The organism is Bacillus pinisoli (assembly GCF_023036475.1).
GTDB lineage: Bacteria > Bacillota > Bacilli > Bacillales > SA4 > Bacillus_BS > Bacillus_BS pinisoli.
The window spans coordinates 165,326-190,050 of record NZ_JAJQKI010000001.1 but is presented as its reverse complement, the minus strand read 5'-3'; the positions used below and the strand labels follow the sequence as shown (position 1 = coordinate 190,050).

At 39.3% G+C, this 24,725-nt stretch carries 19 protein-coding genes; 16 read left to right on the top strand and 3 right to left on the bottom strand.

Annotated features, from left to right (window positions below):
- The first annotated feature begins 31 nt into the window (after positions 1–31).
- The 11 genes from LT143_RS01015 (at position 32) to LT143_RS00965 (ending at position 10,246) form a co-directional block, all read left to right on the top strand.
- On the top strand, positions 32–793 hold the full coding sequence (locus LT143_RS01015; RefSeq protein WP_246938682.1) for an ABC transporter ATP-binding protein: 762 nt from the start codon (positions 32–34) through the stop codon (positions 791–793).
- On the top strand, positions 783–1,484 hold the full coding sequence (locus LT143_RS01010; RefSeq protein ID WP_246938681.1) for an ABC transporter ATP-binding protein: 702 nt from the start codon (positions 783–785) through the stop codon (positions 1,482–1,484). The genes LT143_RS01015 and LT143_RS01010 overlap by 11 nt, the downstream gene beginning before the upstream one ends.
- 21 nt (positions 1,485–1,505) lie before the next feature.
- The gene (locus tag LT143_RS01005; protein WP_246938680.1) at positions 1,506–2,366 is read left to right on the top strand and encodes a branched-chain amino acid ABC transporter permease; all 861 of its coding nucleotides are present in this window, start codon (positions 1,506–1,508) and stop codon (positions 2,364–2,366) included.
- Between the two features lie 5 nt (positions 2,367–2,371).
- Positions 2,372–3,388, top strand: coding sequence for a branched-chain amino acid ABC transporter permease (locus tag LT143_RS01000; RefSeq protein WP_246938679.1), 1,017 nt, complete (start codon positions 2,372–2,374; stop codon positions 3,386–3,388).
- Between the two features lie 7 nt (positions 3,389–3,395).
- Positions 3,396–3,575: a hypothetical protein gene (locus tag LT143_RS00995; protein WP_246938678.1), complete on the top strand. Its 180-nt coding sequence runs from the start codon at positions 3,396–3,398 to the stop codon at positions 3,573–3,575.
- A 6-nt stretch (positions 3,576–3,581) separates the two neighbouring features.
- Complete coding sequence (locus LT143_RS00990) at positions 3,582–4,598, top strand: 3-oxoacyl-ACP synthase (RefSeq protein ID WP_336296584.1); 1,017 nt, start codon at positions 3,582–3,584, stop codon at positions 4,596–4,598.
- A 123-nt stretch (positions 4,599–4,721) separates the two neighbouring features.
- A complete protein-coding gene (gene phaZ, locus LT143_RS00985) occupies positions 4,722–5,633 on the top strand; it encodes an intracellular short-chain-length polyhydroxyalkanoate depolymerase (protein ID WP_246938677.1) in 912 nt (303 codons plus the stop codon).
- Between the two features lie 205 nt (positions 5,634–5,838).
- Complete coding sequence (fabG, locus tag LT143_RS00980; RefSeq protein ID WP_246938676.1) at positions 5,839–6,579, top strand: 3-oxoacyl-ACP reductase FabG; 741 nt, start codon at positions 5,839–5,841, stop codon at positions 6,577–6,579.
- A 101-nt stretch (positions 6,580–6,680) separates the two neighbouring features.
- Positions 6,681–7,856, top strand: coding sequence for a thiolase family protein (locus LT143_RS00975; protein WP_246938675.1), 1,176 nt, complete (start codon positions 6,681–6,683; stop codon positions 7,854–7,856).
- A 299-nt stretch (positions 7,857–8,155) separates the two neighbouring features.
- Complete coding sequence (locus LT143_RS00970; RefSeq protein ID WP_246938674.1) at positions 8,156–9,649, top strand: class I adenylate-forming enzyme family protein; 1,494 nt, start codon at positions 8,156–8,158, stop codon at positions 9,647–9,649.
- Positions 9,650–9,706: 57 nt separating this feature from the next.
- Positions 9,707–10,246 (top strand): GNAT family N-acetyltransferase, encoded by a 540-nt coding sequence (locus LT143_RS00965; protein ID WP_246938673.1) that lies wholly within the window; start codon positions 9,707–9,709, stop codon positions 10,244–10,246.
- 101 nt (positions 10,247–10,347) lie between these two features.
- On the opposite strand, the gene LT143_RS00960 is transcribed toward LT143_RS00965, so the two are convergent.
- The gene (locus LT143_RS00960; RefSeq protein ID WP_246938672.1) at positions 10,348–11,490 is read right to left on the bottom strand and encodes an MFS transporter; all 1,143 of its coding nucleotides are present in this window, start codon (positions 11,488–11,490) and stop codon (positions 10,348–10,350) included.
- A 161-nt stretch (positions 11,491–11,651) separates the two neighbouring features.
- Here LT143_RS00960 and addB point away from each other — a divergent pair, with 161 nt between their 5' ends.
- From addB to LT143_RS00935, 5 genes are all read left to right on the top strand, one after another.
- Positions 11,652–15,164, top strand: coding sequence for a helicase-exonuclease AddAB subunit AddB (addB, locus tag LT143_RS00955; RefSeq protein WP_246938671.1), 3,513 nt, complete (start codon positions 11,652–11,654; stop codon positions 15,162–15,164).
- Positions 15,136–18,882 (top strand): helicase-exonuclease AddAB subunit AddA, encoded by a 3,747-nt coding sequence (addA, locus tag LT143_RS00950; RefSeq protein WP_246938670.1) that lies wholly within the window; start codon positions 15,136–15,138, stop codon positions 18,880–18,882. The genes addB and addA overlap by 29 nt, the downstream gene beginning before the upstream one ends.
- Positions 18,883–19,038: 156 nt before the next feature.
- Positions 19,039–20,220, top strand: coding sequence for an exonuclease SbcCD subunit D (locus LT143_RS00945; RefSeq protein ID WP_246938669.1), 1,182 nt, complete (start codon positions 19,039–19,041; stop codon positions 20,218–20,220).
- Between the two features lie 2 nt (positions 20,221–20,222).
- Positions 20,223–23,606 (top strand): AAA family ATPase, encoded by a 3,384-nt coding sequence (locus tag LT143_RS00940; protein ID WP_246938668.1) that lies wholly within the window; start codon positions 20,223–20,225, stop codon positions 23,604–23,606.
- 80 nt (positions 23,607–23,686) lie between these two features.
- Positions 23,687–23,992 carry an HNH endonuclease gene (locus LT143_RS00935; protein WP_246938667.1) on the top strand — a complete coding sequence of 102 codons (306 nt, stop codon included), beginning with the start codon at positions 23,687–23,689 and terminating at the stop codon, positions 23,990–23,992.
- Positions 23,993–24,030: 38 nt separating this feature from the next.
- Here LT143_RS00935 and LT143_RS00930 read toward each other — a convergent pair whose 3' ends face one another.
- Complete coding sequence (locus LT143_RS00930) at positions 24,031–24,249, bottom strand: spore germination protein (RefSeq protein WP_246938666.1); 219 nt, start codon at positions 24,247–24,249, stop codon at positions 24,031–24,033.
- A gap of 68 nt (positions 24,250–24,317) precedes the next feature.
- Complete coding sequence (locus tag LT143_RS00925) at positions 24,318–24,719, bottom strand: spore germination protein GerPE (RefSeq protein ID WP_246938665.1); 402 nt, start codon at positions 24,717–24,719, stop codon at positions 24,318–24,320.
- Positions 24,720–24,725 lie beyond the last annotated feature (6 nt).

The window sequence follows — 24,725 nt, the reverse complement described above, 5'->3', positions numbered from 1 at the left end:
CCTTTTATTCTAATCAGGTAGGTGAAAGAGTTTGGAAAAAATAATTGAGACCAAGGATTTAACCATTTCGTTTGGAGCACATGTAGCGGTTAATGAAGTGAATTTTTCGGTTCCCTCCCGTCATTTCAAATCTATAATTGGTCCAAATGGTGCAGGAAAAACAACTTTTTTTAATCTGTTAAGTGGTCAGCTATCCCCTACAAAGGGAGATGTACTATTAAAAGGAGAAAGTATCACTCGATTATCTCCAACAGAACGAGCAAGAAAAGGGATCGGCCGATCTTTTCAGATCACGAATGTATTTCCTAATTTAACAGTTCTTGAAAATGTAAGGTTAGCTGTGCAGTCTAAAAAAGGAATTCTCTATAACTTCTTTTCTCATTTTCAATCTATTAAAGGACTTGAAGAGGAAGCCTATGAGTTATTAAAGAAAGTGTTATTAGAAAAGAAAGCTACTGCTCTTGCAAAAAATTTAGCACATGGTGAAAAAAGAAAGCTTGAGATTGCTATGTTGTTAGCACTTGATACAGAAGTTATTTTACTAGATGAACCAACAGCTGGGATGTCAATTGAAGAAGTGCCAACGATCTTAGAGGTTATTCGGCAAATTAAAGAAGAAGGATCAAAGACAATTATTTTAATTGAACACAAAATGGATATGATTATGGATTTATCCGATTCTGTAACGGTTTTGTTTAATGGGGGTCTATTAGCAGATGGATCACCACAGGAGATTATGGAGAACGAAACGGTACAAAAAGCGTATTTAGGGGGCTTACACGATGCTTCTTAAGGTAGAGAATATCGAAACGTACATTGAGCAATACCACATATTACAGGGTGTGTCCTTTGTTGCAAAAAAAGGAGAAGTAACTGTGTTATTAGGTCGTAATGGTGCAGGGAAAACAACGACACTTAGATCTATTATGGGCTTGAATCCAGCTTCAAATGGCAAGATTTTCTTTAATAACCAAGAGATACAAGGGCTACCTACCTATGAAATCGCAAAGCGTGGGATTGGGTATGTTCCAGAAAATCAAGGGATTTTTAGTGGTTTAACAGTTGAAGAGAATATGAAGGTTGCGATGCAAGACCAGAATAAAGAAACAATGGAAAAACTGGACTGGATTTTAACTCTTTTTCCGGACTTAAAGAAGTTTTGGAAAAAAGCGGGTGGAACTCTGAGTGGTGGACAAAAGCAAATGCTGTCTATGGCGAGGGCATTTGTCGGTAATAATGAGCTTTTATTAATAGATGAACCAAGTAAGGGACTTGCCCCTATTGTTGTAGAGAGTGTGATGAATGCCATTCAGGAACTAAAAAAGGAAGCAACTATTATCCTTGTGGAACAGAATTTCATGATGGCGAGTACCATTGGCGATTATTTTTATATCGTGGATGATGGTAGAACGGTCTTAGATGGTCAAATGTCATTACTAAAAGAAGATCAAATGCTTCGTCAAAAATATTTAGGTATTGCGTAAGGTAAGAGAGGAGGTCAGCAAATGGATGTTTTATTAAACCTTGCCATTAATGGATTGGCAACGGGTATGTTGATTTTTTTATTAGCAGCAGGTTTAACCTTAATTTTTGGATTAATGGACGTGCTGAATTTTGCTCATGGTGGCTTATTTGCATGGGGTGCTTATGCAGGGGCTTGGTCATACGGAATTACAGGTAATTTTTTTGTTGGAATTGTGAGTGGAATTGTCGTAGGACTTATTCTAGGTTTGTTAATGGAACGATTCATTATTAAGCCCGTGTACGGTAATCATGTTCAACAAATTTTAATAACACTTGGAGTCATGCTTGTTTTAAGTGAATTACTAAAGGTTGTGTGGGGTCCAAACCAATTAAGCTCGACTACGCCAGAGTGGCTATCAGGTAGCTGGGAGTGGGGCGGAGTGATAGTTATCAAATACCGTCTATTTATTATCTTAGTAGGTGCTCTTGTCTTTTTAGGCATTCACTTGTTATTAACAAAAACAAAACTTGGATTAATTGTTAGAGCGGGTGTTATGGATAAAGAGATGGTGCAGGCTTTAGGAATTAATATTAAAAAAGTGTTTATGTTTGTATTTATGATTGGTTCTGCTATGGCTGCACTTGGTGGAGTGCTACTCGGACCATACTCAGGAGTTATATATGCAGAAATGGGATTAGAGTTTGGGATTCTTGCTTTTATCGTGGTTGTTATTGGCGGTATGGGTAATATTACTGGCTCTGTATTAGCTGCTATTTTAGTAGGATTGTCAGGTTCTTTTATGGCTTATTATGTTCCTGAGCTTTCTCTGGCAGTTAATATGCTATTAATGGTAATTGTCCTTATTTTTAGACCACAGGGACTTTTCCAGACAAAGGGGTGAGAGCAATGAATATTGTGCAGAATAGCTTACAAAAACCAACCTTTTATTATGGATTAGTAGGAGTATTGTTACTGATATTTCCATTTATCAATGATGAAAGGCAGCTGCTGATCTTATTTACACAAATCTTCATTTTTGCTGTTTTAGCGATGAGCTATGATTTACTGCTTGGTTACACAGGAATTGTTTCGTTTGGTCATGCCATGTTTTTTGGGATTGGTGCTTATTCGACGGCAGTCGTACTAGATCGAATGGATGCAACATTCCTATCACTGGTTATTGGGATCGTAATTGGCGTCATTATTGCAGCTATTGTTAGTTTCATCGTAGGGGTCTTATCGTTAAGACTTAAAAGTCATTTCTATGCAATGCTAACCTTGGCGTTCGCTGGGTTGTTTTTAGTAGGTGCGCAAAAGTGGAGATCGTTAACTGGTGGTAACGATGGTTTTACATTTGGGATACCAGATGCGTTAAAAGAACGTGAAATCTTATATTTTACAACACTACTTCTCATGATTCTTGTGTTTTTTGCATTGAAACGCTTCACAAATTCACCTGTAGGAAAGGTGCTACAGGCTGTTAGAGAAAACGAATCTAGAACGGAGTCATTAGGCTATAAAATCCTTCATTATAAGGTGTTTGCTAGTATTGTCGCAGGTATTATAGCTAGTCTTGCAGGTTCTTTTTATGTACTGACATTACGTTTTGTTAACACGTCAGTATTTACAATGGATATTACGTTAGATGCTTTATTAATGACAATTATTGGAGGAGTAGGAACTTTAGTCGGAGCGATTATTGGGGCGGGGCTAATAGAGTGGGCTCACCACTGGCTTACTGACTTAGCAAAGGTTCATTGGATATTTGAAAGATGGATCATCTTCTTCGGAATTATATATATTTTAGCCGTAATGTTCTTCCCAAAAGGGATTGTCGGAACGGTTAAGGATTTGTTTGAAAATCGTAAGCAGTCTAGAAAAGTTACAAAGCATGCTGAGCAAAAAGTCGATGTGTCGAGGTAGAACAGTGATGGACGATACACAACAAATCTCGTCTTTTGTCATCAGGTGTAATTGTATTGAAGTTCAAGAAGTAACCGGTAAAAAGCTGTGGAGAATCAAAATAAAGCATGTACAAGGGGAAGAAGAAATATCAGTTCAAAGTTTAGAAGATATGTTGATTTATATGAAGCGGGTTTTAGGAGAGTGAAGTTAGGTGGCATCTATTGGAATTAGAAGTGTCGGAATGTATATTCCGGAGACTGTGATGAAAAGTGAAGAACTATCTGAGAAGTCCGGCATTCCCATAGAGGTGGTCGAACAGAAGCTAGGCATAAAACAAAAACCGGTGCCAGGGCCAGATGACCATACGTGTCAAATGGGAATCCAAGCAGCAAGGCAAGCAATCAAGCGCGCTGAGATTGATCCTTTAGATATTGATTTAGTGATTTATATTGGTGAAGAGCACAAAGAATATCCGCTCTGGACTGCAGGAATTAAGCTACAGCAGGAAGTGGGAGCTTTAAATGCCTGGGCATATGATGTTGCTTTAAGGTGCAGTACAACAGTAATGGCTTTGAAAGTGGCCAAAGATATGATGATTGCCGATCCAAGCATACAGACGGTTCTGTTAGCTGGAGGATATCGAAATGTTGATTTCATAGATTATGAAAATCCGAGGACACGGTTTATGTACAATTTATCAGCGGGTGGAGGAGCAATGATCCTTCAAAAGGGATTTGAACAAAATCTTCTCCTTGAAAGTCATTTGATGACAGATGGAAGCTTCTCAGAGGACGTCGTAGTGGTAGCAGGTGGAACGAAAGAACCTATCTCCATAGAAGCCATACAAGCAAAACGTAATCAATTAGACGTCATCGATCCAGAAGGAATGAAAAAGCGCCTAGAGGAAAAATCTATGCAAAATTTCTTAAGGGTCATTCGAAAATCGCTAGAAAAAAGCAAGGCAACGGAAGAAGATATTGATTACATTGCCATCCTCCACATGAAAAAATCAGCCCATGACTACGTCCTAACGGAACTAGGACTTTCTCAGAAACAATCTATCTATCTAGAAAACTACGGTCATATGGGCCAACTTGACCAAATTCTCTCGCTAGAACTAGCCTCCCAACAAGGGAAACTCAAAGACGGTGACCTTGTAGTTCTAGTCAGCGCAGGAATTGGCTACGCATGGGGTGCCACAACCATACGCTGGGGAGCAGCGGTATAATAATCGTTCTTTAACGCATTAACGTATCGGGGGCCAGGCCCCCGATACGTTAATGTAATAAAGCGAAACCTTCGTTAACAGAAGTCAGTTGTTTCTTAAATAATTGATTACATAAGGAGGAGAATGGCGTTGAGTATCCAATTAAAGACTATAAAGCTAATAAACAATGAAAGTTATGGTTATCGTGAACGTGTGGGAGGAGATAAAAAGTTACTTTTACTGCACGGAAATATGACTTCGTCTAAGCATTGGGATCTTTTTATGGAAGCGCTACCTAGTGAGTTCACTGTATTTGCAATGGACCTGAGAGGATTTGGTCTTTCAAGTTACAATACTCCAATATCAAGCATTAAAGATTTCTCTGATGATGTAAAGCTATTTGTGGATGAACTTGAATTAAGGAATTTCACGTTGATGGGATGGTCTACAGGTGGAGCTGTTGCGATGCAGTTTGAGGCGGATTACCCAGGTTATGCAACCGAATTAATTCTTTTAGCTTCAGCTTCTACAAGAGGTTATCCGTTTTATGGGGTAAATGAGGAGGGACATCTTGATGTGACTAGTCGATATCAGTCCTTAGATGACATCAGGAAGGACCCAGTCCGTTCAATACCAATTCAAGGAGCTTACGATCAGAAAAACAGGGAGTTCCTCAAGGCTGTCTGGAATGCTGCTATTTATAATGTTAATCAACCGACACTTGAAAAGTATGAAGAGTATGTAGATGATATGCTGACGCAAAGAAACTTAGTGGAGGTCTATCATGCATTAAATACTTTTAATATTAGTAAGGTACACAATGGGTTAACTCAAGGGAATAACTTAGTAGATTCAATCAGAATACCCACACTCGTCCTAAGTGGAGAACGTGACTTAGTCGTAACCAAACCAATGACAGATGAAATTATAGCAGATTTAAATCACGACATTTTAACGGCAGTAGAGTTAAAAGAATGTGGCCATTCGCCGTTAATCGATGATTTAAATCAGCTAGTAAGTACCGTAACAACCTTTTTAAATAAGGATCTTTTCTAAAACTTTGTTGTTTTACAAGCTAATTTTTTTAAAACCCACCCTATTTTGTACGCAAAATCAAAGTGATAATTGTTAGAAAAGAGCAACTCTCTCTATTTAAATCACTGGACGTTGTACTACCGAGTAAAAATCCGGCAATTGGGATTTTTACGAAAGCAACAATCTTTACGAAAACAGCCTTAAATATAAAAGTGGAGGAACGAAAATGAGACTAGAAAACAAGGTTGCCATCATAACAGGAGCAGCAAATGGAATTGGACTTGAAGCAGCCAAATTATTCTCGAAAGAAGGGGCCCGCGTCGTCCTTGCTGATTTTAACGAGGAATTGGGATCAAAGGAAGCAGAAGAGTTACGCGCACAAGGGAGAGACGTATTATTTGTTCAAGTTAATGTGGCGGACCGTGCTAGTGTAGACCAAATGGTTTCCAAGACTATGGAAGCCTATGGTCGCATAGATATCTTAATAAATAATGCTGGAATCACAAGAGATGGTATGTTAACGAAACTTTCAACTGAAGATTTCCAACAAGTCATTGATGTGAACCTAACAGGTGTGTTTCATTGTACACAATCAGTTGTGCCACACATGGTCGAACAAGGCAGCGGGAAAATTGTAGTTACCTCTTCTGTCTCTGGTGTCTATGGAAATGTTGGTCAAACGAACTATGCTGCGACCAAAGCAGGCGTTATCGGAATGGTAAAAACATGGGCAAAAGAATTAGGTAGAAAAGGAATCAATGTAAACGCCGTTGCCCCGGGCTTCACAGAAACGAATATGGTGGCAGCAGTACCAGACAAAGTTATTCAACAAATGCTTGCTATGGTTCCACTTCAAAGATTAGGAAAACCAGAAGATATTGCTAAAGCATACCTGTACCTATCATCAAGTGACTCAGATTATGTAACAGGAACCGTCCTAAACGTCGACGGTGGAATCATGATGTAGCATCAATAATAGCTTTACCACTTTAACGTGATGGGGGCCAGGCCCCCGTCGCTTTAATGCGATGAAGCGATCTTGTCCATAACTAGAAAAGGGGGATTATGATGAGAAATGTAGTTATTACTTCTGCGGTGAGATCACCTATTGGAGATTTTGGTGGTGCATTTAAGGATTTGTTGCCTACGGATTTAATGGTACCTGTGTTGAAGGAGGCTGTTTCAAGAAGTGGACTCGGTGCGAATGATGTGAACGAGGTTATTTTGGGGCATTGTATTCAGCGGACAGATGAGCCGAATACAGCAAGAACCGCTGCTTTACTAGCAGGGCTCTCTGATGAGACGACGGGATATACGATCCAACGTCAATGTGCTTCTGGAATGCAAGCGATTATTTCTGCGGCACTTCAAATACAAACCGGTTTGTCTGATATTGTGGTTGCTGGTGGTGTGGAAGTGATGAGTTCAAGTCCCTATGTGTTAAAGCAACATCGTTGGGGTGCTAGAATGCAACATGGCCAAATCACGGACACGGTTTGGGAGATTCTTGAGGATCCAATACATAAAATCATGATGGGTGAAACAGCAGAAAATCTTGTAGATCTTCATGAAATTTCTAGAGAAGAGCAGGATGAAATTGCTTACTTAAGCCATAAGCGTGCTAACCATGCCATTGAAAATGGGTATTTTGATAGTCAGATTGTTCCAATTACGTTGAAAACAAGAAAAGGTGAAACGGTTGTCACAAAAGACGAACACCCTAGGCCACAGCTTACAAAAGAAGACCTGGCTAAATTAAAGCCTGTGTTTAGAAAAGATGGAACGGTGACAGCGGGGAATGCTTCTGGGTTGAATGATGGTGCAGCTGCATTAGTACTGATGGATGAAGAGACTGCTAAGGCTAGAGGGATACAACCATTAGCAAAAATCGTTGGTTTCTCTGTTGCGGGTGTAGATCCAAAAGTAATGGGAAGAGGTCCAGTTCCTGCTGTCCAAAAAGGACTTGAACGCGTTGGCTGGACATTGCAAGATGCTGAGCTTATCGAAGTGAACGAAGCTTTTGCGGCTCAATACTTAGCAGTAGAAAAAGAGCTTGGGCTAAACCGTGAGATTGTAAATGTTAACGGTAGTGGAATCAGCTTAGGGCATCCTGTTGGTTGCACAGGTGCGCGCATCGTCACAAGTCTCGTCCATGAACTTCAGCGACGCGAACTAACAAAAGGAATTGCCTCACTTTGTGTTGGTGGTGGAATGGGTGCAGCTGTCTTTGTTGAAAGAGTATAAAACAAACCATAGCTCTCAACAGTTGGAGAAAAACTTAGTAAAAAATGTCTAAAAGGAGTGGTATTGCACTCCTTTTTTTCGCAAACGAGACTCAATAACTATATTAATTCACTAATCACTGAGTCCAGTTTCTTCTATCCCCTCGCGAAAAATTGCCTCCGAAGCACCTCCCCCAAAAAAAATCACGATGCTAAGAAAATTGTTCGTCTACTCTTGCCGATATAGGCCCATGTAACTCATTTGCAACTACTACTATTTATGATAATTCACATACAAAGTTGCAAAAGGGGAGAGTACATGTGAGATGGGATCTGGACTGGATTGAGAAGCGCTCACAATTAACACCTGATCGAATTGCGGTTGTTGACGCGGAAACGAATCAACGTTGGACTTATCAAGAAATGAACCAACGTGCTCATACATTAGCGACGTTTTTAGAGAAGCAAGGATTACAAAAGGGATCACGAGTGGCAATAATCTGCCCTAACCATATAAGTTATTTTGATTTCTTGTTTGCCTGCATGAAAATGGGAGCTATTTTTGTACCGTTGAATTGGCGCTTATCAGCTTTAGAAATAAAAGCTATCTTAGAGGATTGTACACCATCAATTTTGGGCTTTCACTCGAAACATCGTCACATTGTTCCGAATTGTGAAAAGCTCATTCAGCTTGATCATGAAGACTATGAAACAATTTTTAACAATCGTCATTCATACCAAACTGATGAACGTATAACTGAGGATGATCCTCTCACTATTATCTACACAGGTGGTACAACTGGAAAATCTAAAGGTGTGGTTTTAACGCATGCCAATATCGGTTGGAATGCCCTTAATACCGTTGTCAGCTGGAACCTCAAGGCGGAAGATGTCACGTTAACCTATTTACCTATGTTTCATACCGGTGGACTAAATGCTCTTACGCTCCCTATTTTAGTAATGGGTGGTACCGTTCTAATTGCCAATGATTTTGACCCAGAACAAGCGATACACTTGATTGAAAGAGAGAAATGTACCATATCATTAATGGTTCCAACGATGTATCACTTAATGATTCAAACAGAGGCTTTCAAGGTAGCCAAGTTTCAACATATGAAGACCTTCCTTTCAGGTGGAGCCCCTTGTCCACTTCCTATCTATGAAGCATTTGCTCAAAAAGGAGTGGCCTTCAAGGAGGGATACGGCCTAACAGAAGCAGGTCCTAATAATTTTTATATCGATCCAGTTGAAGCTATGGGGAAAAAAGGATCAATAGGAAAACCGATGATGTTCAATAAAGTCAAGGTTGTAAGAGATGATGGGCTGCTTGCTGGACCGAATGAAGTAGGAGAACTGCTCTTGTATGGAAATCATGTGTTTCAAAAGTATTGGAATAATCCAGAAGCAACCAATGAGACCATTCAACAAGGGTGGCTACACACGGGCGATTTAGCTAAAAGGGATGAGGAAGGCTATTACTATATTGTAGGTCGGAAAAAAGAAATGATCATTACTGGAGGCGAAAATGTCTATCCTCTTGAAGTGGAACACTGTATTCAACATCACCCTGCCGTATCTGAGGTAGCTGTTGTGGGTCTACCAGATTCGAAATGGGGAGAAGTGGTGACCGCATTTGTCTCCGTCCTACCGAACCACCAAGTCACAACGGAAGAACTAAAGGATTATTGTTTAGCAAAACTAGGAAAATATAAGGTTCCTAAACTTTTCAGGCTCATGTCAGATTTACCGAAAACGCATGTTGGAAAAATAGACAAACGCTTTCTAAAAGATGAGCACCATTCAGAAATTGGATAATTTTTCTAGAGAGTTCATTCTTCTTTCGGTACAATGTAGTCAAAGGGAGAATGATATATGCTACAGTTTTCGCTATTAAAAGGTGAGAAGCTTTATTTAGATCGCTTAAAAGAAGAAGATACAGCTATTGTAACGAGCTGGTACGGGGATGAAGAATTTACTAGAAACATGGACGCATTATTGTCTATTCCAAAACAGGTAACGGATATACAAAAAATGATTGAACTTACTTCAGAAAAGGATTACTTATTTGCTATCCGAGACCTTCAAACAAGTCAGATAGTTGGGATAGTAGGGATTGAGGGAATACTCTGGAATCATCGTACTGCTTGGATTTCGCTAGGAATCGGGGGTACCAACCGCAGAAAAGGATATGGAAGGGAAGCTCTACAGCTTGCGATGAAGCTTGCCTTTCAAGAGTTTAATTTGTATCGACTACAGCTTACTGTTTTTGCGTATAATGAACACGCTATAAAACTGTATGAACAAGTAGGGTTTGTGAAAGAAGGGGCATATCGCTCTTTCCTAGAACGTGATAATAAACGTTTTGATCTGTTACTATATGGTATACTTCGAGAAGAATATTTCCAAAAGTAAAGGACCAACCCATTAGTTGGTCCTCTTTGCATTATGGCTTCCAAATCATTAAAAAGAAAAATGACCCCTCCTTAATCATTATCTCCTTACACAAAAAATGGTTATACAGAATAAGAAATTTTTCTCATCAAGAAAATATTTAAGACTCCGTAGAGTAGTAAGAAGACTAACACACCACGAAATTCAAACATCGAGGTAAGGAGGGACCCAAAGCTGGCACCCACTAAAAGAGTAAATGAATAAAGAGCAATGGCACTGCCTCGAGCCTTAGTTTCAATCGTTCCAATAATGGCGATAATAGTTGGAATTAGGATACTTATGGAGGCAACCAGAACAATAGCGGAATATAAAATCACCTCGTAAGTAGGGAAGAAAAGCATGGGAAGTAAACTGCCAATTAATAGCAATAGTCCAATATAAAAGCTACCCTTTAATTTAAACTTAGCGTGAATGGGCCCGCCGAAAAACGAAAAAATGGTGCCAAGTAAAGCGATGGCTCTTATGGAAAAAAGTTCTTCTTCTGTGCGGGTAGGTTGTAGATATTGACTCAATGCATCATAGAAAGAAATAGGAGTCAGCAGAAGGCTAAAAGTAATGAAATAACATAACAGGAGATTCCTAGAGTGTATAAATTTGGAAAACTGATGGAATGTCTTTTTTAGCTGAAAATCCGACGGAGATTGATTCTTCATTGTAGGAAGGAGTTTTATTGATAATAAAAATAATAGAAAATAAATAATGGCAAAAAAGTAGAATACGAAATTCCAACCCCAATCTATGGTAATGCCTGTACTGATGATCTGGCCTAAAATTCCAGCTACTAAAAAACCAGTATTTATTAGGCTTAATATGAGGGCACGATGTTTACCCGTGTATAAGTCAAATGTATAGGCAAAGGCAACAGGTGCAAAGCTACCACCTGCAAAACCTTGAATTCCTCTTGTGAGAATTAACATGAATTCAGAGTTAGCAAAACCAACCAAAAGACTTGCCACTGAAAAAGTTAGCATACCAATGACGATCACAGGCTTGCGACCAATCGTATCAGACATGGTTCCAAAAAATAATAACCCCATTGCATAAAAAAGGGTAAACGCTGTACTACCAAGTGCTATGGTAGAGGTATTGGTCATGAAATTGACAGATAACACATCATATATGGGAATTAATGTGTAAATGTTACATGCGACAAATGTACCTGCTACAATAAGTAAAAACGCAATAACGCGTAAATTAGGTCCCATCAGCTATTCACACCCTTTACTGGTCAACTATTGTAGTATCTTATTCAAGGATACTTCTATTGGTAAGTCGTCTTCTCCATATACTGTGCATTGAAACAGATAAAACGAATCTAGTAAAATAGATAGATAGCGAATACTTATTATAAAGGAGAGGTCAGAGAATGACACTTCAACTCATTTTGGGGAGATCTGGGAGCGGGAAAACGCACAGATTACTAGAAGAGGTTCGTACCGAATTGCGTTCACAGCCAATTGGACCGCCTATTGTTTACCTTGTTCCGGATCAGATGACCTTTCAAATTGAATATGACTTAATACAAACACCAGGGCTTGGTGGAATGCTTCGTACGCAGGTGTTTAGTTTTACAAGATTGGCTTGGCGTATCCTACAGGAAACAGGTGGAATGAGTCGTTACCATCTGAATAACGTTGGAACAAGCATGTTAATTAGAAGAATCATAGAGAAGCGTAAGCAAGACTTTGTCGTATACGGAAAAGCAGCGGAGAAAGCTGGATTTGTTGAGCATATTGAATCCATGATTCAAGAGTGTAAAAGGTATTGTGTCACACCAGAGGGTATAAGAGAACAGTTGAATAATTTACACAAAGCAGATGATCAAGACCTTACACTCGTTCACAAGCTTCATGATTTCTCCATTATTTATGATGAATTTGAACAACTGTTGTTCCAAAAATACGTTGATTCAGAGGACTACTTAAGACTACTCACTGAGAAAATCCCACATTCAAGTTATCTTAAGGATGCCACTTTATATATTGACGGTTTCCATAGTTTTACACCACAGGAATTACTAGTACTTGAACAGCTCTTAAGGGTGTGTAAAGAAGTACAAATTGCCTTAACATTGGACCGACCACTAACTCACCAACCTCATGAATTACAGCTTTTTCATATGACGGGCAAAACCTTTTTGCATTTTCAAGAAATGGCAAAAGCGTGTGGGAAAGACTTAGAGGTTCATGTTCAAACAAGCAATCTTAGATCGCAACACTTCCCAGCACTATTGCATCTTGAGAAACATTTTGAGTCAAGGCCGACTGTTACTTCAACCGAAGTTCAAGGGATTAAACTAGCGGCTGCCGTTAACCGAAGAACAGAAGTAGAGTCGATAGCGAAGGAAGTGCTACGACTTGTTCGTGAAGAACAATACCGATTCCGTGACATGGCTGTCATTTTAAGAAATACAAGTGTGTACCATGATTTACTGGAAACGGTTTTTGAAGAGTATGGCATACCACTGTTTATTGACCAAAAACGTTCTATGCTACATCATCCATTAATTGAATTAATACGATCAGTATTAGACGTGATTGCAAGCAACTGGAGATATGAATCTGTCTTCCGCTGTGTCAAAACCGACCTTATGTACCCTTTAGAGGAAGACGAGGAAGTGATAAGGGAAGAATTTGATCTATTGGAAAACTATGTGCTTGCATACGGAATTCAAGGCCATAGGTGGAAGGATACATCTAAGTGGACGTATCGAAGATTTGTTGGCATAGATGAACAGGGTCTAGCTAAAACAACGTCTGAAGAAGAAATGGAGTCTAAAATAGAAAGGCTCCGAAATATGATTTCTTCTCCTATACAAGCACTAGAAACTAGATTAAAAAGAGCAAAGTCAGGTAAACAATATGCAGAAGCTTTGTATTTCTTTTTAGAGGAACTTGACATACCAGCCAAGCTTGAGAAATGGCGTTATGAGGCAGAGCAAGAACAAGAGATGGGAAAATCCAGAGAACATGCACAAGTATGGAGTGCCGTCGTTGAACTACTCGATCAATTTGTTGAGTTAATGGGTAATGAAGAGGTGTCAACGACCATTTTTCATTCCATGATGGAAGCTGGAATGGACGCGCTCCGCTTTGCTCTCGTCCCACCTGCCATTGATCAAGTAGTAGTTGGGGACTTTGAGCATTCCCGTTTTTCAGGAATAAAAGCTACCTTTATTCTAGGTATTAATGATGGAGTAATTCCAGCTGTTCCAAGTGAGGATGGAGTGCTAAATGAAGAGGAGCGAGAAGTCCTTCAACACGTAGGAATAAAGCTTGCTCCGGGTGGAAAACAACAGCTATTAGATGAGCAGTTTCTTTTATATATGGCAGTTTCATCTCCAGCGTCTCAATTATGGCTTTCTTATCCTCTTGCAAATGAAGAAGGTAAATCACTCGTACCATCTATTTTTATCAAGCGATTAAAGGACTTATTCCCAAAGATTAAGGAAGAGTTAGTATTACAAGATCCAACAGACTTAGCTGATGAAAAGCAAATGGACTATGTTTCAACGCCATATAAGACAATTACCTTCTTAGCTTCACAGCTTCAATTATGGAAAAAGCATTATTCCATTTCGCCATTTTGGTGGGATGTATATAATGCTTACGAGCAAAAGAAAGAGTGGAAGAGCCTTCGGACAAGAGTGTTAGCGAGTTTATTCTATCAAAATAAAGAACAAACTCTTCCTTCACCCATTAGTGAAGAATTATACGGGCAAACACTCGTCGGAAGCGTGTCAAGAATGGAATTATTCCAAAGTTGTCCGTTTTCACATTTTGCTTCCTATGGATTACGTTTGCAGGAACGTCAAATTTATCGACTAGAAGCTCCTGATATTGGACAATTTTTTCACGCTGCTCTGAAGATGATGGCAGATGAGTTACAAAAGCAAAAATTGACATGGAGTCAATTAACAAAGTCTCAATGTGACGAATTGGCTCATCAGATTGTTTCCATCTTGGCACCTCAAATTCAAAAGGAAATCCTATTGAGCTCTAATCGATACCACTACCTGAAGCGGAAGCTTGCAAATGTCGTAAGTAGAGCATCCATTGTGTTAAGCGAGCATGCAAAAGCTAGCGGTTTTACACCGATAGGATTAGAGTTAGGTTTTGGTAAAAACGGACAATTACCAGCTATTCAATTTGATCTAAATAATGGAGCAAAATTAGAACTAGTAGGACGAATTGACCGTGTTGATATGGCGACAGGTTCTAAAGGAACGTATCTACGAATTGTTGACTATAAATCTAGTCAAAAGGCATTAAATTTATCTGAAGTGTACTTCGGACTTTCATTGCAAATTTTGACTTACCTAGACATTGTGCTAGCAAACTCCAAAACATGGATTGGTCATGAGACAAAGCCAGCAGGGGTATTATACTTCCATGTTCATAATCCAATGCTTAAAAAGAAGTCTGAAATACCATTAGAAGAAATAGAAGAAGAACTACTGAAAAGTTTTAAGATGAAAGGCTTGCTGTTAGGAGACGAGGAGTCTGTCCGTTTAATGGACACAACGCTTGAGAGTGGACATTCCAATATTGTGTCGGCGGGACTGAAGAAAACGGGAGGATTTTACAGTAATTCCTCTATAGCGAGTGAAGAAGAATTTACACATTTAAGAAAGTATGTCCGAAATACGTTTAAAACGATTGGAGAAGATATCGTTAGCGGGAAGGTAGATATCAGTCCTTATCAACTTAAGGACCGAAAACCGTGTACGTACTGTCAATATAAACCAATCTGTCAATTTGATGATGGACTAGATGAAAATCAATACCGGGCATTACAGGGATCTGATGATTCTACCATGCTAGAACGAATGAAGCAGGAGGTGATCCAGCATGAAAATCTCCATACCAGCAAAGCCTGAGGGCGCACAGTGGACAGATGACCAGTGGAAAGCAATAACAGCAGGTGGAATGGACATATTAGTAGCAGCGGCAGCAGGTTCAGGGAAGACAGCCGTTCTTGTTGAACGGATAATCCGTAAGGTCATGGACAAGGATCATCCTGTGGATGTAGACAGGCTTCTCATTGTAACGTTTACCAATGCTGCAGCAGCCGAAATGAGGCACAGAATAGGGGAAGCACTAGAGAAAGCAATCTCTGAAAACCCTGCTTCTCTTCACTTAAGAAGACAGCTTAGCTTATTAAATCGAGCATCTATTTCAACATTGCATTCCTTTTGCTTAGAGGTCATTCGTCGTTACTATTATTTAATTAATATTGACCCTTCATTTAGAATTGCTGAAGATACAGAAGCTGAACTATTAAGAGAAGAAGTAATGGAAGAGTTATTTGAAGAAGAATATGGTCAAGAAGGTAATCAAGCCTTTTTTGACCTAGTAGACCGTTATACGGGCGATCGAAATGACAGTGACCTACAAATTATGGTTCGAAAACTATATGATGAATCTCGTGCTCATCCCAATCCTGCACACTGGTTGCAGAAACTAGTTGATGCCTATAATGTTGACGAACATACAAATGTCGATGACTTACCATTTTTATCAGTTATTCAACGTGAGATTCAAATGCAACTGAACGGTGCAGAAGCCATGCTTCATCAAGCACTTGAACTAACAAGACTGCCAGCTGGTCCTGCACCAAGAGCGGCTAACTTAGAGGAAGACCTTCAGCAAATAAATGAACTCAAAATGGCTTTCCATACTAGCTGGGCAGACTTTTATGACCGTATACAGTCCTTAAAGTTTAGTCAATTAAAAACGGTCAAGGGCGATGAATACGACGAGTTTCTAAAGGAACAGGTCAAGGATATAAGAGAACAAGCGAAAAATGCCGTTAAACAAATAAAAGAAGATTACTTTGACCGTAAGCCAGAATCTTACTTGAAAGACTTAATGAAAATGAAGTCTTCCGTTTACACATTGACAGAGCTCGTTCTTAAATTCGGAGAAAAATATGAAAAAATTAAACTGGAAAAAAGCTTAGTTGATTTTGCGGATCTAGAGCATTATTGCTTAAATATATTACGCGAGTATAAAGAGGATGTTGGCTATGTTCCATCGGCAGCAGCCTTATATTTTAAGCGTCATTTTAATGAAATTCTTGTGGATGAATACCAAGATACCAACTATGTTCAAGAATCTATTATTCGTTCTGTTTGTAAAGACAAGCCAGATGCTGGGAACTTATTCATGGTGGGAGATGTCAAACAGTCCATCTATCGATTTCGTTTAGCAGAGCCCGGACTTTTCTTAAAGAAGTATAAAATGTTTTCCCCAGATGGTAATGAATATGGATTACGCATTGATCTTTCTCAAAACTTCAGAAGTCGTGCAGAGGTTTTAGATGGAACAAATTATATTTTTAAACAAATAATGGACGAACTAGTGGGTGAAATTGATTATGATGAGCAAGCAGAACTAAAGCTTGGAGCAAGTTATCCAGAGCATGAGGATACAAAAGCTGAATTACTTATCATTAATCACGATGGAACAGAATTACCAGAATCAGAGGATGATACAGGTTTTGATCCAGTCGAATTAGAAACGGTCCAACTTGAAGCAAGGTTAATGGCTAGCAAAATAAAAGAGATGATTCACCAGGGATATCAGGTATATGACCGGAAACTTGGAACGAATCGACCCATTCACTACCGTGATATTGTCATTTTGCTTCGATCAATGCCATGGGCTCCACAAATTATGGATGAGTTTAAACTTCATGGAATACCTGTCTATGCAGATTTATCTTCAGGATATTTTGAAGCGACTGAGGTTTCCATTATGCTGTCACTATTAAAGGTTATTGATAATCCATACCAAGATATTCCGTTAGCAGCCGTGTTGCGATCACCCATTGTTGGCCTCCAGGCAGATGAATTAGCTTATATAAGATTACAGGATAAAAAAGGGTCGTTTTTTGAGGCAATAAAGGCGTTCCTACACAATGGAGTGGAATCTTTAATCTACAGCCAAACGTATGAAAAAGTAGCAGAATTCCATTTGATGCTACAAAAATGGAGAAAGTATGCTAGGCTTGGGTCTTTATCGGAGTTAATTTGGCGAATTTACCAAAAAACCGGCTACTATGATTTTGTTGGAGGAATGGCAGGCGGTAAGCAGCGTCAGGCTAACTTAAGAGCACTATATGACCGTGCAAGACAGTATGAGTCCACTTCATTTAGAGGCCTTTTCCGTTTTCTTCGCTTTATTGAGCGCATGCAAGATCGCGGAGATGATTTAGGAACAGCGAGAGCTCTAGGGGAGCAAGAGGATGTAGTCCGCATCATGACCATTCATAAAAGTAAAGGACTAGAATTCCCGGTTGTGTTTGTGGCAGGCTTATCAAAACCATTTAATGTTAGAGATCTAAACAGTAACTTCCTACTTCATAAAGACTTAGGGTTCGGATCTAAATATATAGATCCTACTCTTCGGATCAGCTATCCAACCTTGCCTCAGCTTGCGATTAGACAAAAAATGAGAAATGAAATGCTCGCAGAGGAAATGAGGGTCCTTTATGTAGCCCTTACAAGAGCAAAAGAGAAGCTGTATTTAGTGGGAACCATAAAAAAGCTAGAAAAGAAACTTGAACAATTGAGTGGACTGCTGACTAATAAAGAATGGCTGTTACCTAGCTTCGAACGTTCTAAAGGTAAATGTTACATGGACTGGGTCGCTCCAGCCCTTATTCGTCATCAAGACGGAGAGTTGCTAAGACAAGGGCAGTTATTGCCCACTGAACTTGATGCTTTATCCACTCATCCTTCAAGATGGAACCTTTCTTTCATTGATCCATCTCAGCTTGAATTAGTAGAAGAAGGAATATCTAGTATTGATGAAAACTTACTAACCGCTCTTAAAAAAGGAGAAAAAGTACCAGTTGAGAGTGAATGGAAGAACATTATTGAAGAGCGACTTTTTTGGGAGTATCACTATAAAAATGCATCTGTACACCGCTCTAAACAATCCGTTTCCGAAATTAAAAGAATGAGAGAGGTACATGATGCTTACAGTGAAACAAGCTTGGTTAATTCGTTGAAAAAACCTATTACAGACAGACCTCGTTTTCTTCAGGAAAAAGCATTAACGCCTGCAGAAAAAGGAACAGCGATGCATATGGTGATGCAACATATACGATTGGATCAGCCTGTAACCAAAGAAACGGTTCAAGAATTAGTCGCTTATATGGTTGTAAACGAGCTTCTTACCGAAGAACAGTCAAAACATATAAACATCGATGGAATTGTCACCTTTTTCACTACAGAAATTGGACAACGAATTTTAAAAGCGAAGAATGTTATGCGAGAAGTTCCTTTTAGCATCGGATTACCATCAACAGAAGTATATCCGGACTGGAAGGGTGATACGGAAACGATTCTTCTACAAGGGGTTATTGATCTACTGTTTGAAGACGAACATGGAACCGTTCTGCTGGATTTCAAAACAGATGTGACAACTGGTAAATTTCCAGACGACTCTACTAAGTTAGAGCGTATGTTAAAGGAACGCTATGAAACACAGGTTGAACTATATAGTAAGGCCATTGAACAAATCTGGAAACGCCCATTACAAGAAAAATATCTTTACTTCTTTGATGGGGAATATTTAGTAAAAGTATAAGCTTTAAAAAGCACGAATCATGATGAAAAGTGATTCGTCTTTTTTTATGGAGTGAGAGAAAGAATAAGTGACAGAAACTGTTAATCCTCTATGATAGATTGATAGATTTTAGCTATGGTAGAATAGTTGTATTATATGAACCGGGAGTGGATGGTCTTGCGAATTTTGCATACGGCAGATTGGCATTTGGGAAAAACGTTAGAAGGTCGTAGTCGATTGGAAGAGCAGGCACAATTTATGGACGAGCTTGTAGAAATCGTAGAACGGGAGAAAGTGGATGTGATCTTAATGGCGGGGGATGTGTTTGATACAGTCAATCCACCGGCCTTAGCAGAACAGCTTTTTTATGAAGGTATTTCACGTTTATCCAATAATGGGAAGCGTCCTATCTCCATCATTGCTGGAAACCATGACAGCCCAGATCGCTTATTGGCTGCAGCTCCACTTGCAATGAAGCAGGGGATTTCCATTATTGGCTATCCAACGATTCAAGTTCAGGATATATATGTTCCGACGACCAGCGAAACATTGAAACTAGCGGCTTTACCTTATCCGTCAGAATCAAGGCTAGCAGAAGTATTGTCTGAAGTGAACGATGAGCTCGCTCTTAGAAATAAATATGATGAACGGATTAAAGGAATGTTTGATTTCATGAGTGAACAGTTCTCGCCTAATACTGTCAATATTGCCATGAGTCATCTGTATGTACAAGGAGGTAGTAGCTCAGATTCTGAGAGGCCTATTGAAGTAGGGGGTGCTTACACAGTTGCAGGAACAAGTCTACCGAAGCAAGCTCAATATGTGGCTTTAGGCCATTTGCACCGTCCACAGATGATTAAGCGCGCCGAAACGATTGCTAGGTATTCAGGCTCACCGCTCGCCTACAGCTTTTCAGAAGCTGGCTATACAAAGTCAGTTTCTATTATTGATGTAGTTCCTGGTAAGGAAGCTGAGGTCACTGAAGTATATCTATCTTCTGGAAGACCGTTAGTCAAATGGAAAGCAACGGAAGGGGTCGCTCAGGTTCACCATTGGCTTGAAAGTCAAAAAGACCAGCAAGCATGGATTGACTTAGAAATTCATGTTACAAATGCATTGTCTATTGAAGAAATTCAACGAATTCGTAAAGCTCATGCAGGGATCATTCATATTCGACCTATTTTTGAAGAAGAGCTTCAACAAACAGAAGTAGCGGCATCTACCAATCTACCGATTGACGAGTTGTTCAAACGGTTTTATGAAAGACAAACAGGTGGAGCCAAGCTTGAACCAGAACTTTTACAAGTGTTTTTAGAGTTATTAAACGAAGGTCAATCTACTGAAGAAGGGGAGGAATAAAAATGAAACCTATTCATTTATCCATTGCGGGTCTTCATAGCTTTCGTGAAAAGCAAGAGGTCGATTTTCGAGCTCTGTGTGAGGGCGGAGTGTTCGGGATTTTCGGACCGACCGGAAGTGGAAAATCTTCCATTCTTGATGCGATGACACTGGCTTTATACGGTAAAGTGGAACGGGCTTCCAACCAGACACAAGGAATCATGAACCACGCCGAAAATGAATTGTCGGTATCATTCACCTTTGAACTCCTTCATTCTTCAGGAACAAAGAGTTATACCGTTGAAAGAAGTTTTAAGAGGGCTGATGAAATCCGTCTACGAGCAGGCTCTTGTCGTCTGATTGAAAAGGGTGAGGAAAGCTTTGTCCTGGCTGATAAGACGGGTGAGGTTAATCAAAAAATTCAAGAACTGTTAGGATTAACAATAGAAGACTTCACAAGAGCAGTAGTCCTCCCACAAGGGAAATTTGCAGAATTCCTTTCCTTAAAGGGAGTGGACCGCCGTCAAATGCTTCAGAGGCTATTTCACCTTGAACAATATGGAGATGACCTCAATAAGAAAGTAAAAGCAAGATTACAAGAAGCAAATCAGAAAGTGAATGAAATCGTTGCAGAACAAGCAGGTCTTGGAGATGCTTCTAGGGAAGCAATTGAAACGGTTACTAAAGAAGCGAACGAACTAGAAATATTGCTGGAGAAAAGAAAGAAAGAGTTACACGAAGTAGAGGGTCTTTTCGAGAAACAAACAAAGTTATGGCAATTAGAGCAAGAAAAAGTAAAACTTACAAGAAAGTTAAAGGACTTACAACTAAGAGAAGAAAGCATGAACGAGTTGGCTAAACAAATATCTCTATCTGACATAGCTACACAATTACTACCTTATGCTGAGGAATTAACTCAAACAGAGCAAAGGTATCAGGTAACAGAAGAGAAAATTAGTAACCTCGAAAAAACGTTACAAGATAGTAAAAGTAACTATCAATTTGCAGAAGAGGCATACCGAGCTGCGCAACAAACGAGATTACAAGAAGAACCTGCTCTTCTAAGCCAAAAAGAAAAACTGACAGGTGCTAAGGAATTAATCTCCTCAAAAGTTCAGCTGGATAAAGAACGTAAAGATTTACAGAAACAGCTCGCACTCATCACAGAAGAGTTACATCATAATCAAAAGCTCTTAACTGAGAATAAATCATTACTTGAGAGAGGACAGGCAAGACAAAAAGAGTTAAAGCAACAGCTAGCAGATGTAACCATCTCGTCTTCCATGCGTGAACAGTTTCAACGTGCAAGAGATCAATATCGCAATCTAGCATTCATAGTTGAACAAGTAGAAGAGACTAAAAAACTGTTTAAAGAAAGAACGAGTCAATTTACACACACTCAAGCACAAATTCAGGCTCATCAAAAACAAGTTAAGGCACAGCATACTAGACTGCTAGACTCCTTTAAGCAGGTGGAAAGGATGTATGAGCAGGTTTGTGGACAGGAAAGAAAGCTTGAATACACGAAATTATATATAGAGAATGCCGTTGAAAGATTGAGAGTGGAACATGAACAAATTCGTGAGGCAAAACTAGCAGAACTTCTTGCACAACGATTAAAAGATGGGGAGCCATGTCCTGTTTGTGGTTCTATTGAACATTCGAGAGAGCATGTGACCTCAACAGAAGAAGACAGCAATATAGATGGTCAAATAAGTAAATGGAAAGAATCATTGGCAAGTCTTCAACAGACAAATCCACAGATTATCTCTTTAAAGCTCTCGCTTGAGCAGTTAGCTGAAGTGTTAATAAATGAAGGGATAAGCTCTACTCCTATTTCGGTCCCACTTGTTAGCGCAAAAGATGAGGCAATGATTCAGGCAGAGGACATTGTAACACTGTTAACAGAAGTAAAAGCGATTAATCAGGACTATATTCACCAAAAGGAGCTTGTTCATAAAGAGTTAACACATAAAAAACAGCTACAACAAACGATTTCTGAACAAATGCAAATTATTAAGCTCCAAACAGAAGAATTAGATCAACTAGAGACGAAGGTAAAAAAATGGCAGGATGATGAACAAGCAGTACGAGAAAAATGGCAAACAGAGTTTCCTACTTTTAACCTTGATGGCTTCGAAGGTCATGTAAGCCAAATGACTGAAAAGGATCGTCAAGCTCAAGAAATATCGGAACGAATTGAAAAGAGTATCCCGTTCCTTGAGGAAAAAGAAAAACTTGTAACGGATGCAAAGGATCAACTCTTTGGGTTAGAAAAGAAGCAAATTGAAGGAACAGGACAATTACAGTACCGTACAGAAAGAATAAATGAATTAGAAAAACAAATTAAAGAAATTACGAATGATGAAGATGTCGAATCTCTTTTACACCATATTGAAATAAAGCTAAAACAACTTTATAACAAGGAAAAAGAAGCGTTTACGACTTACGAGGAAACGGGACGTACCATCCAAAGGGTAGAAGGTGAGCTGACATCAAATCACCAATTACTACAAGATCTTAAAGCCTTACTTGAAGTAGCCAAGGAAAAATGGCAACAAAAAAGCAAGGACTCTATGTTTACAGGTCTAAGTGATCTTCAAAAATCAATCTTACTACCTGATGAAAGTAAGAAGTTAAAGGAAACACTACAAGTATACCTGGACGAAGAAAAGCAAACTAATCATGATCTAAATAAGCTAAAAGAACAACTAGGTGATGAGCTTATTACAGAAGAAATGTGGGAACAATCAAAAGCTTTATTTCTAGAAATGAAGGAGCTACTTCAAGAATTAGTGGAACAAAAGGGCTCGGTAAACCAAACGCTTCTTCTGCTAAAAGAAAAGCATGAGAGATATATGGAACTTGAAAAAGTTCGGATAGAATTGAGTCAAGAGGTCGAGCAATTAGGAAAGCTTCAACAGGTGTTAAAAGGAAACAGCTTTGTAGAATTTCTAGCAGAAGAACAGCTTGTTCGTGTGGCAAGAGATGCATCTGAACGATTAGGATTACTGACAAGACAGCGTTATGCCATTGAAGTAGATTCAGCGGGAGGATTCATCATGAGGGATGATGCGAATGGTGGGGTTAGAAGACCAGTGAATACACTTTCTGGAGGAGAAACGTTCCTAACCTCTTTAGCGCTTGCACTCGCTCTATCCGCTCAAATACAATTGCGCGGTGAATACCCTCTCCAATTCTTCTTCTTAGATGAAGGATTTGGTACATTAGATGGTGATTTACTTGATACGGTCATAACAGCATTAGAAAAGCTGCATACAAATAATCTTTCTGTTGGGGTCATAAGCCACGTACACGAGTTAAGGTTACGTTTGCCAAAGAAACTAGTGGTGGAACCTGCAGAGCCGTCTGGAAAAGGGACAAGAGTGAAGCTCGAGCTTTTATAAAACCATTTAAATAAACCTAAGGTTCCCTTTCACTCCTTTCTAGAATTTCATCTATTTGGGTATATTACCAAAGGAAAGTGTTGGAGGTGAGAAGGCTGGATATATGTGAGCTTTGTGGAAGATCAGATGTAGAAACAACGATTCACCATCTCTTACCAAAAGAAAAAGGCGGAACCTATGGAGCAACAGCCAAATTATGTATACCTTGCCATAAACAAATACATGCGCTGTACACGAACGATGAAATTGCTGTCCGTCTAAGTACAATTGAGGAATTAAGACAGGACGAAAAGCTTGCTAGCTTTGTGAAGTGGATACGAAAACAGCCTTCTGGAAAGCTGATGAAAATCCGGAAGTCCAATGATCGGAAAAGAAAAGGACGATAAACATAAAAGGCTTCCCTAATATGGGGAGCCTTTTGGCGTTAGCTTACATTCGTTGTTTGCTGGTCATTGACGTCTGGATCAATCGAGTTGGTCACACTGATTCCGTTATTGGTCATAATCCAGTCACCTGTGTTGAATGCACCAGAACCAGCATTTGTTTTTGAAGAACTAGTAGGAGATATGTTTAAAGAATCTCCAAAATTAACGACGCCTCCGCCAATACTATTGATGGTAATGGGTCCAACGATTGATGGCATAAAACTACACCCTTTATTCCAAGTGTCGAACTACTTAAAAAGAACGATCTACTGTAGCCTATGTTATATTAGCTAGATTGGTTCGACTTAGATTGCTTCTTGTTGGAAGGGAGTAGTTGTCGGATATGCTTAACTCGAGCCTCAGCTTTAATACTCTTTGTCGATCCAATTTGCATGACTGAGGCGTTAGAAGCTCCAATTAAATAGACGGAATCTACCTTGATGACCGGATTTTCATGTATAAACGTAGAATAAACAGGTTCATCCAAAACAGGATCTGGGATAGGCTCAGAAAATACTTGATAGTCTGAAAAAGAAGCTTCATTCTCAACAAAAAGAGGGTATTGCCTTTGTACAGCAATAGCTCTTGATGTTAGATCAATAGCATGGGCATCGCCAATTTCAAATACAGAACTAAAGGCAAGTGAGTTTACATAGATGTGTGGAACGATTGAGGTTCTTCTGTACAAATTAGT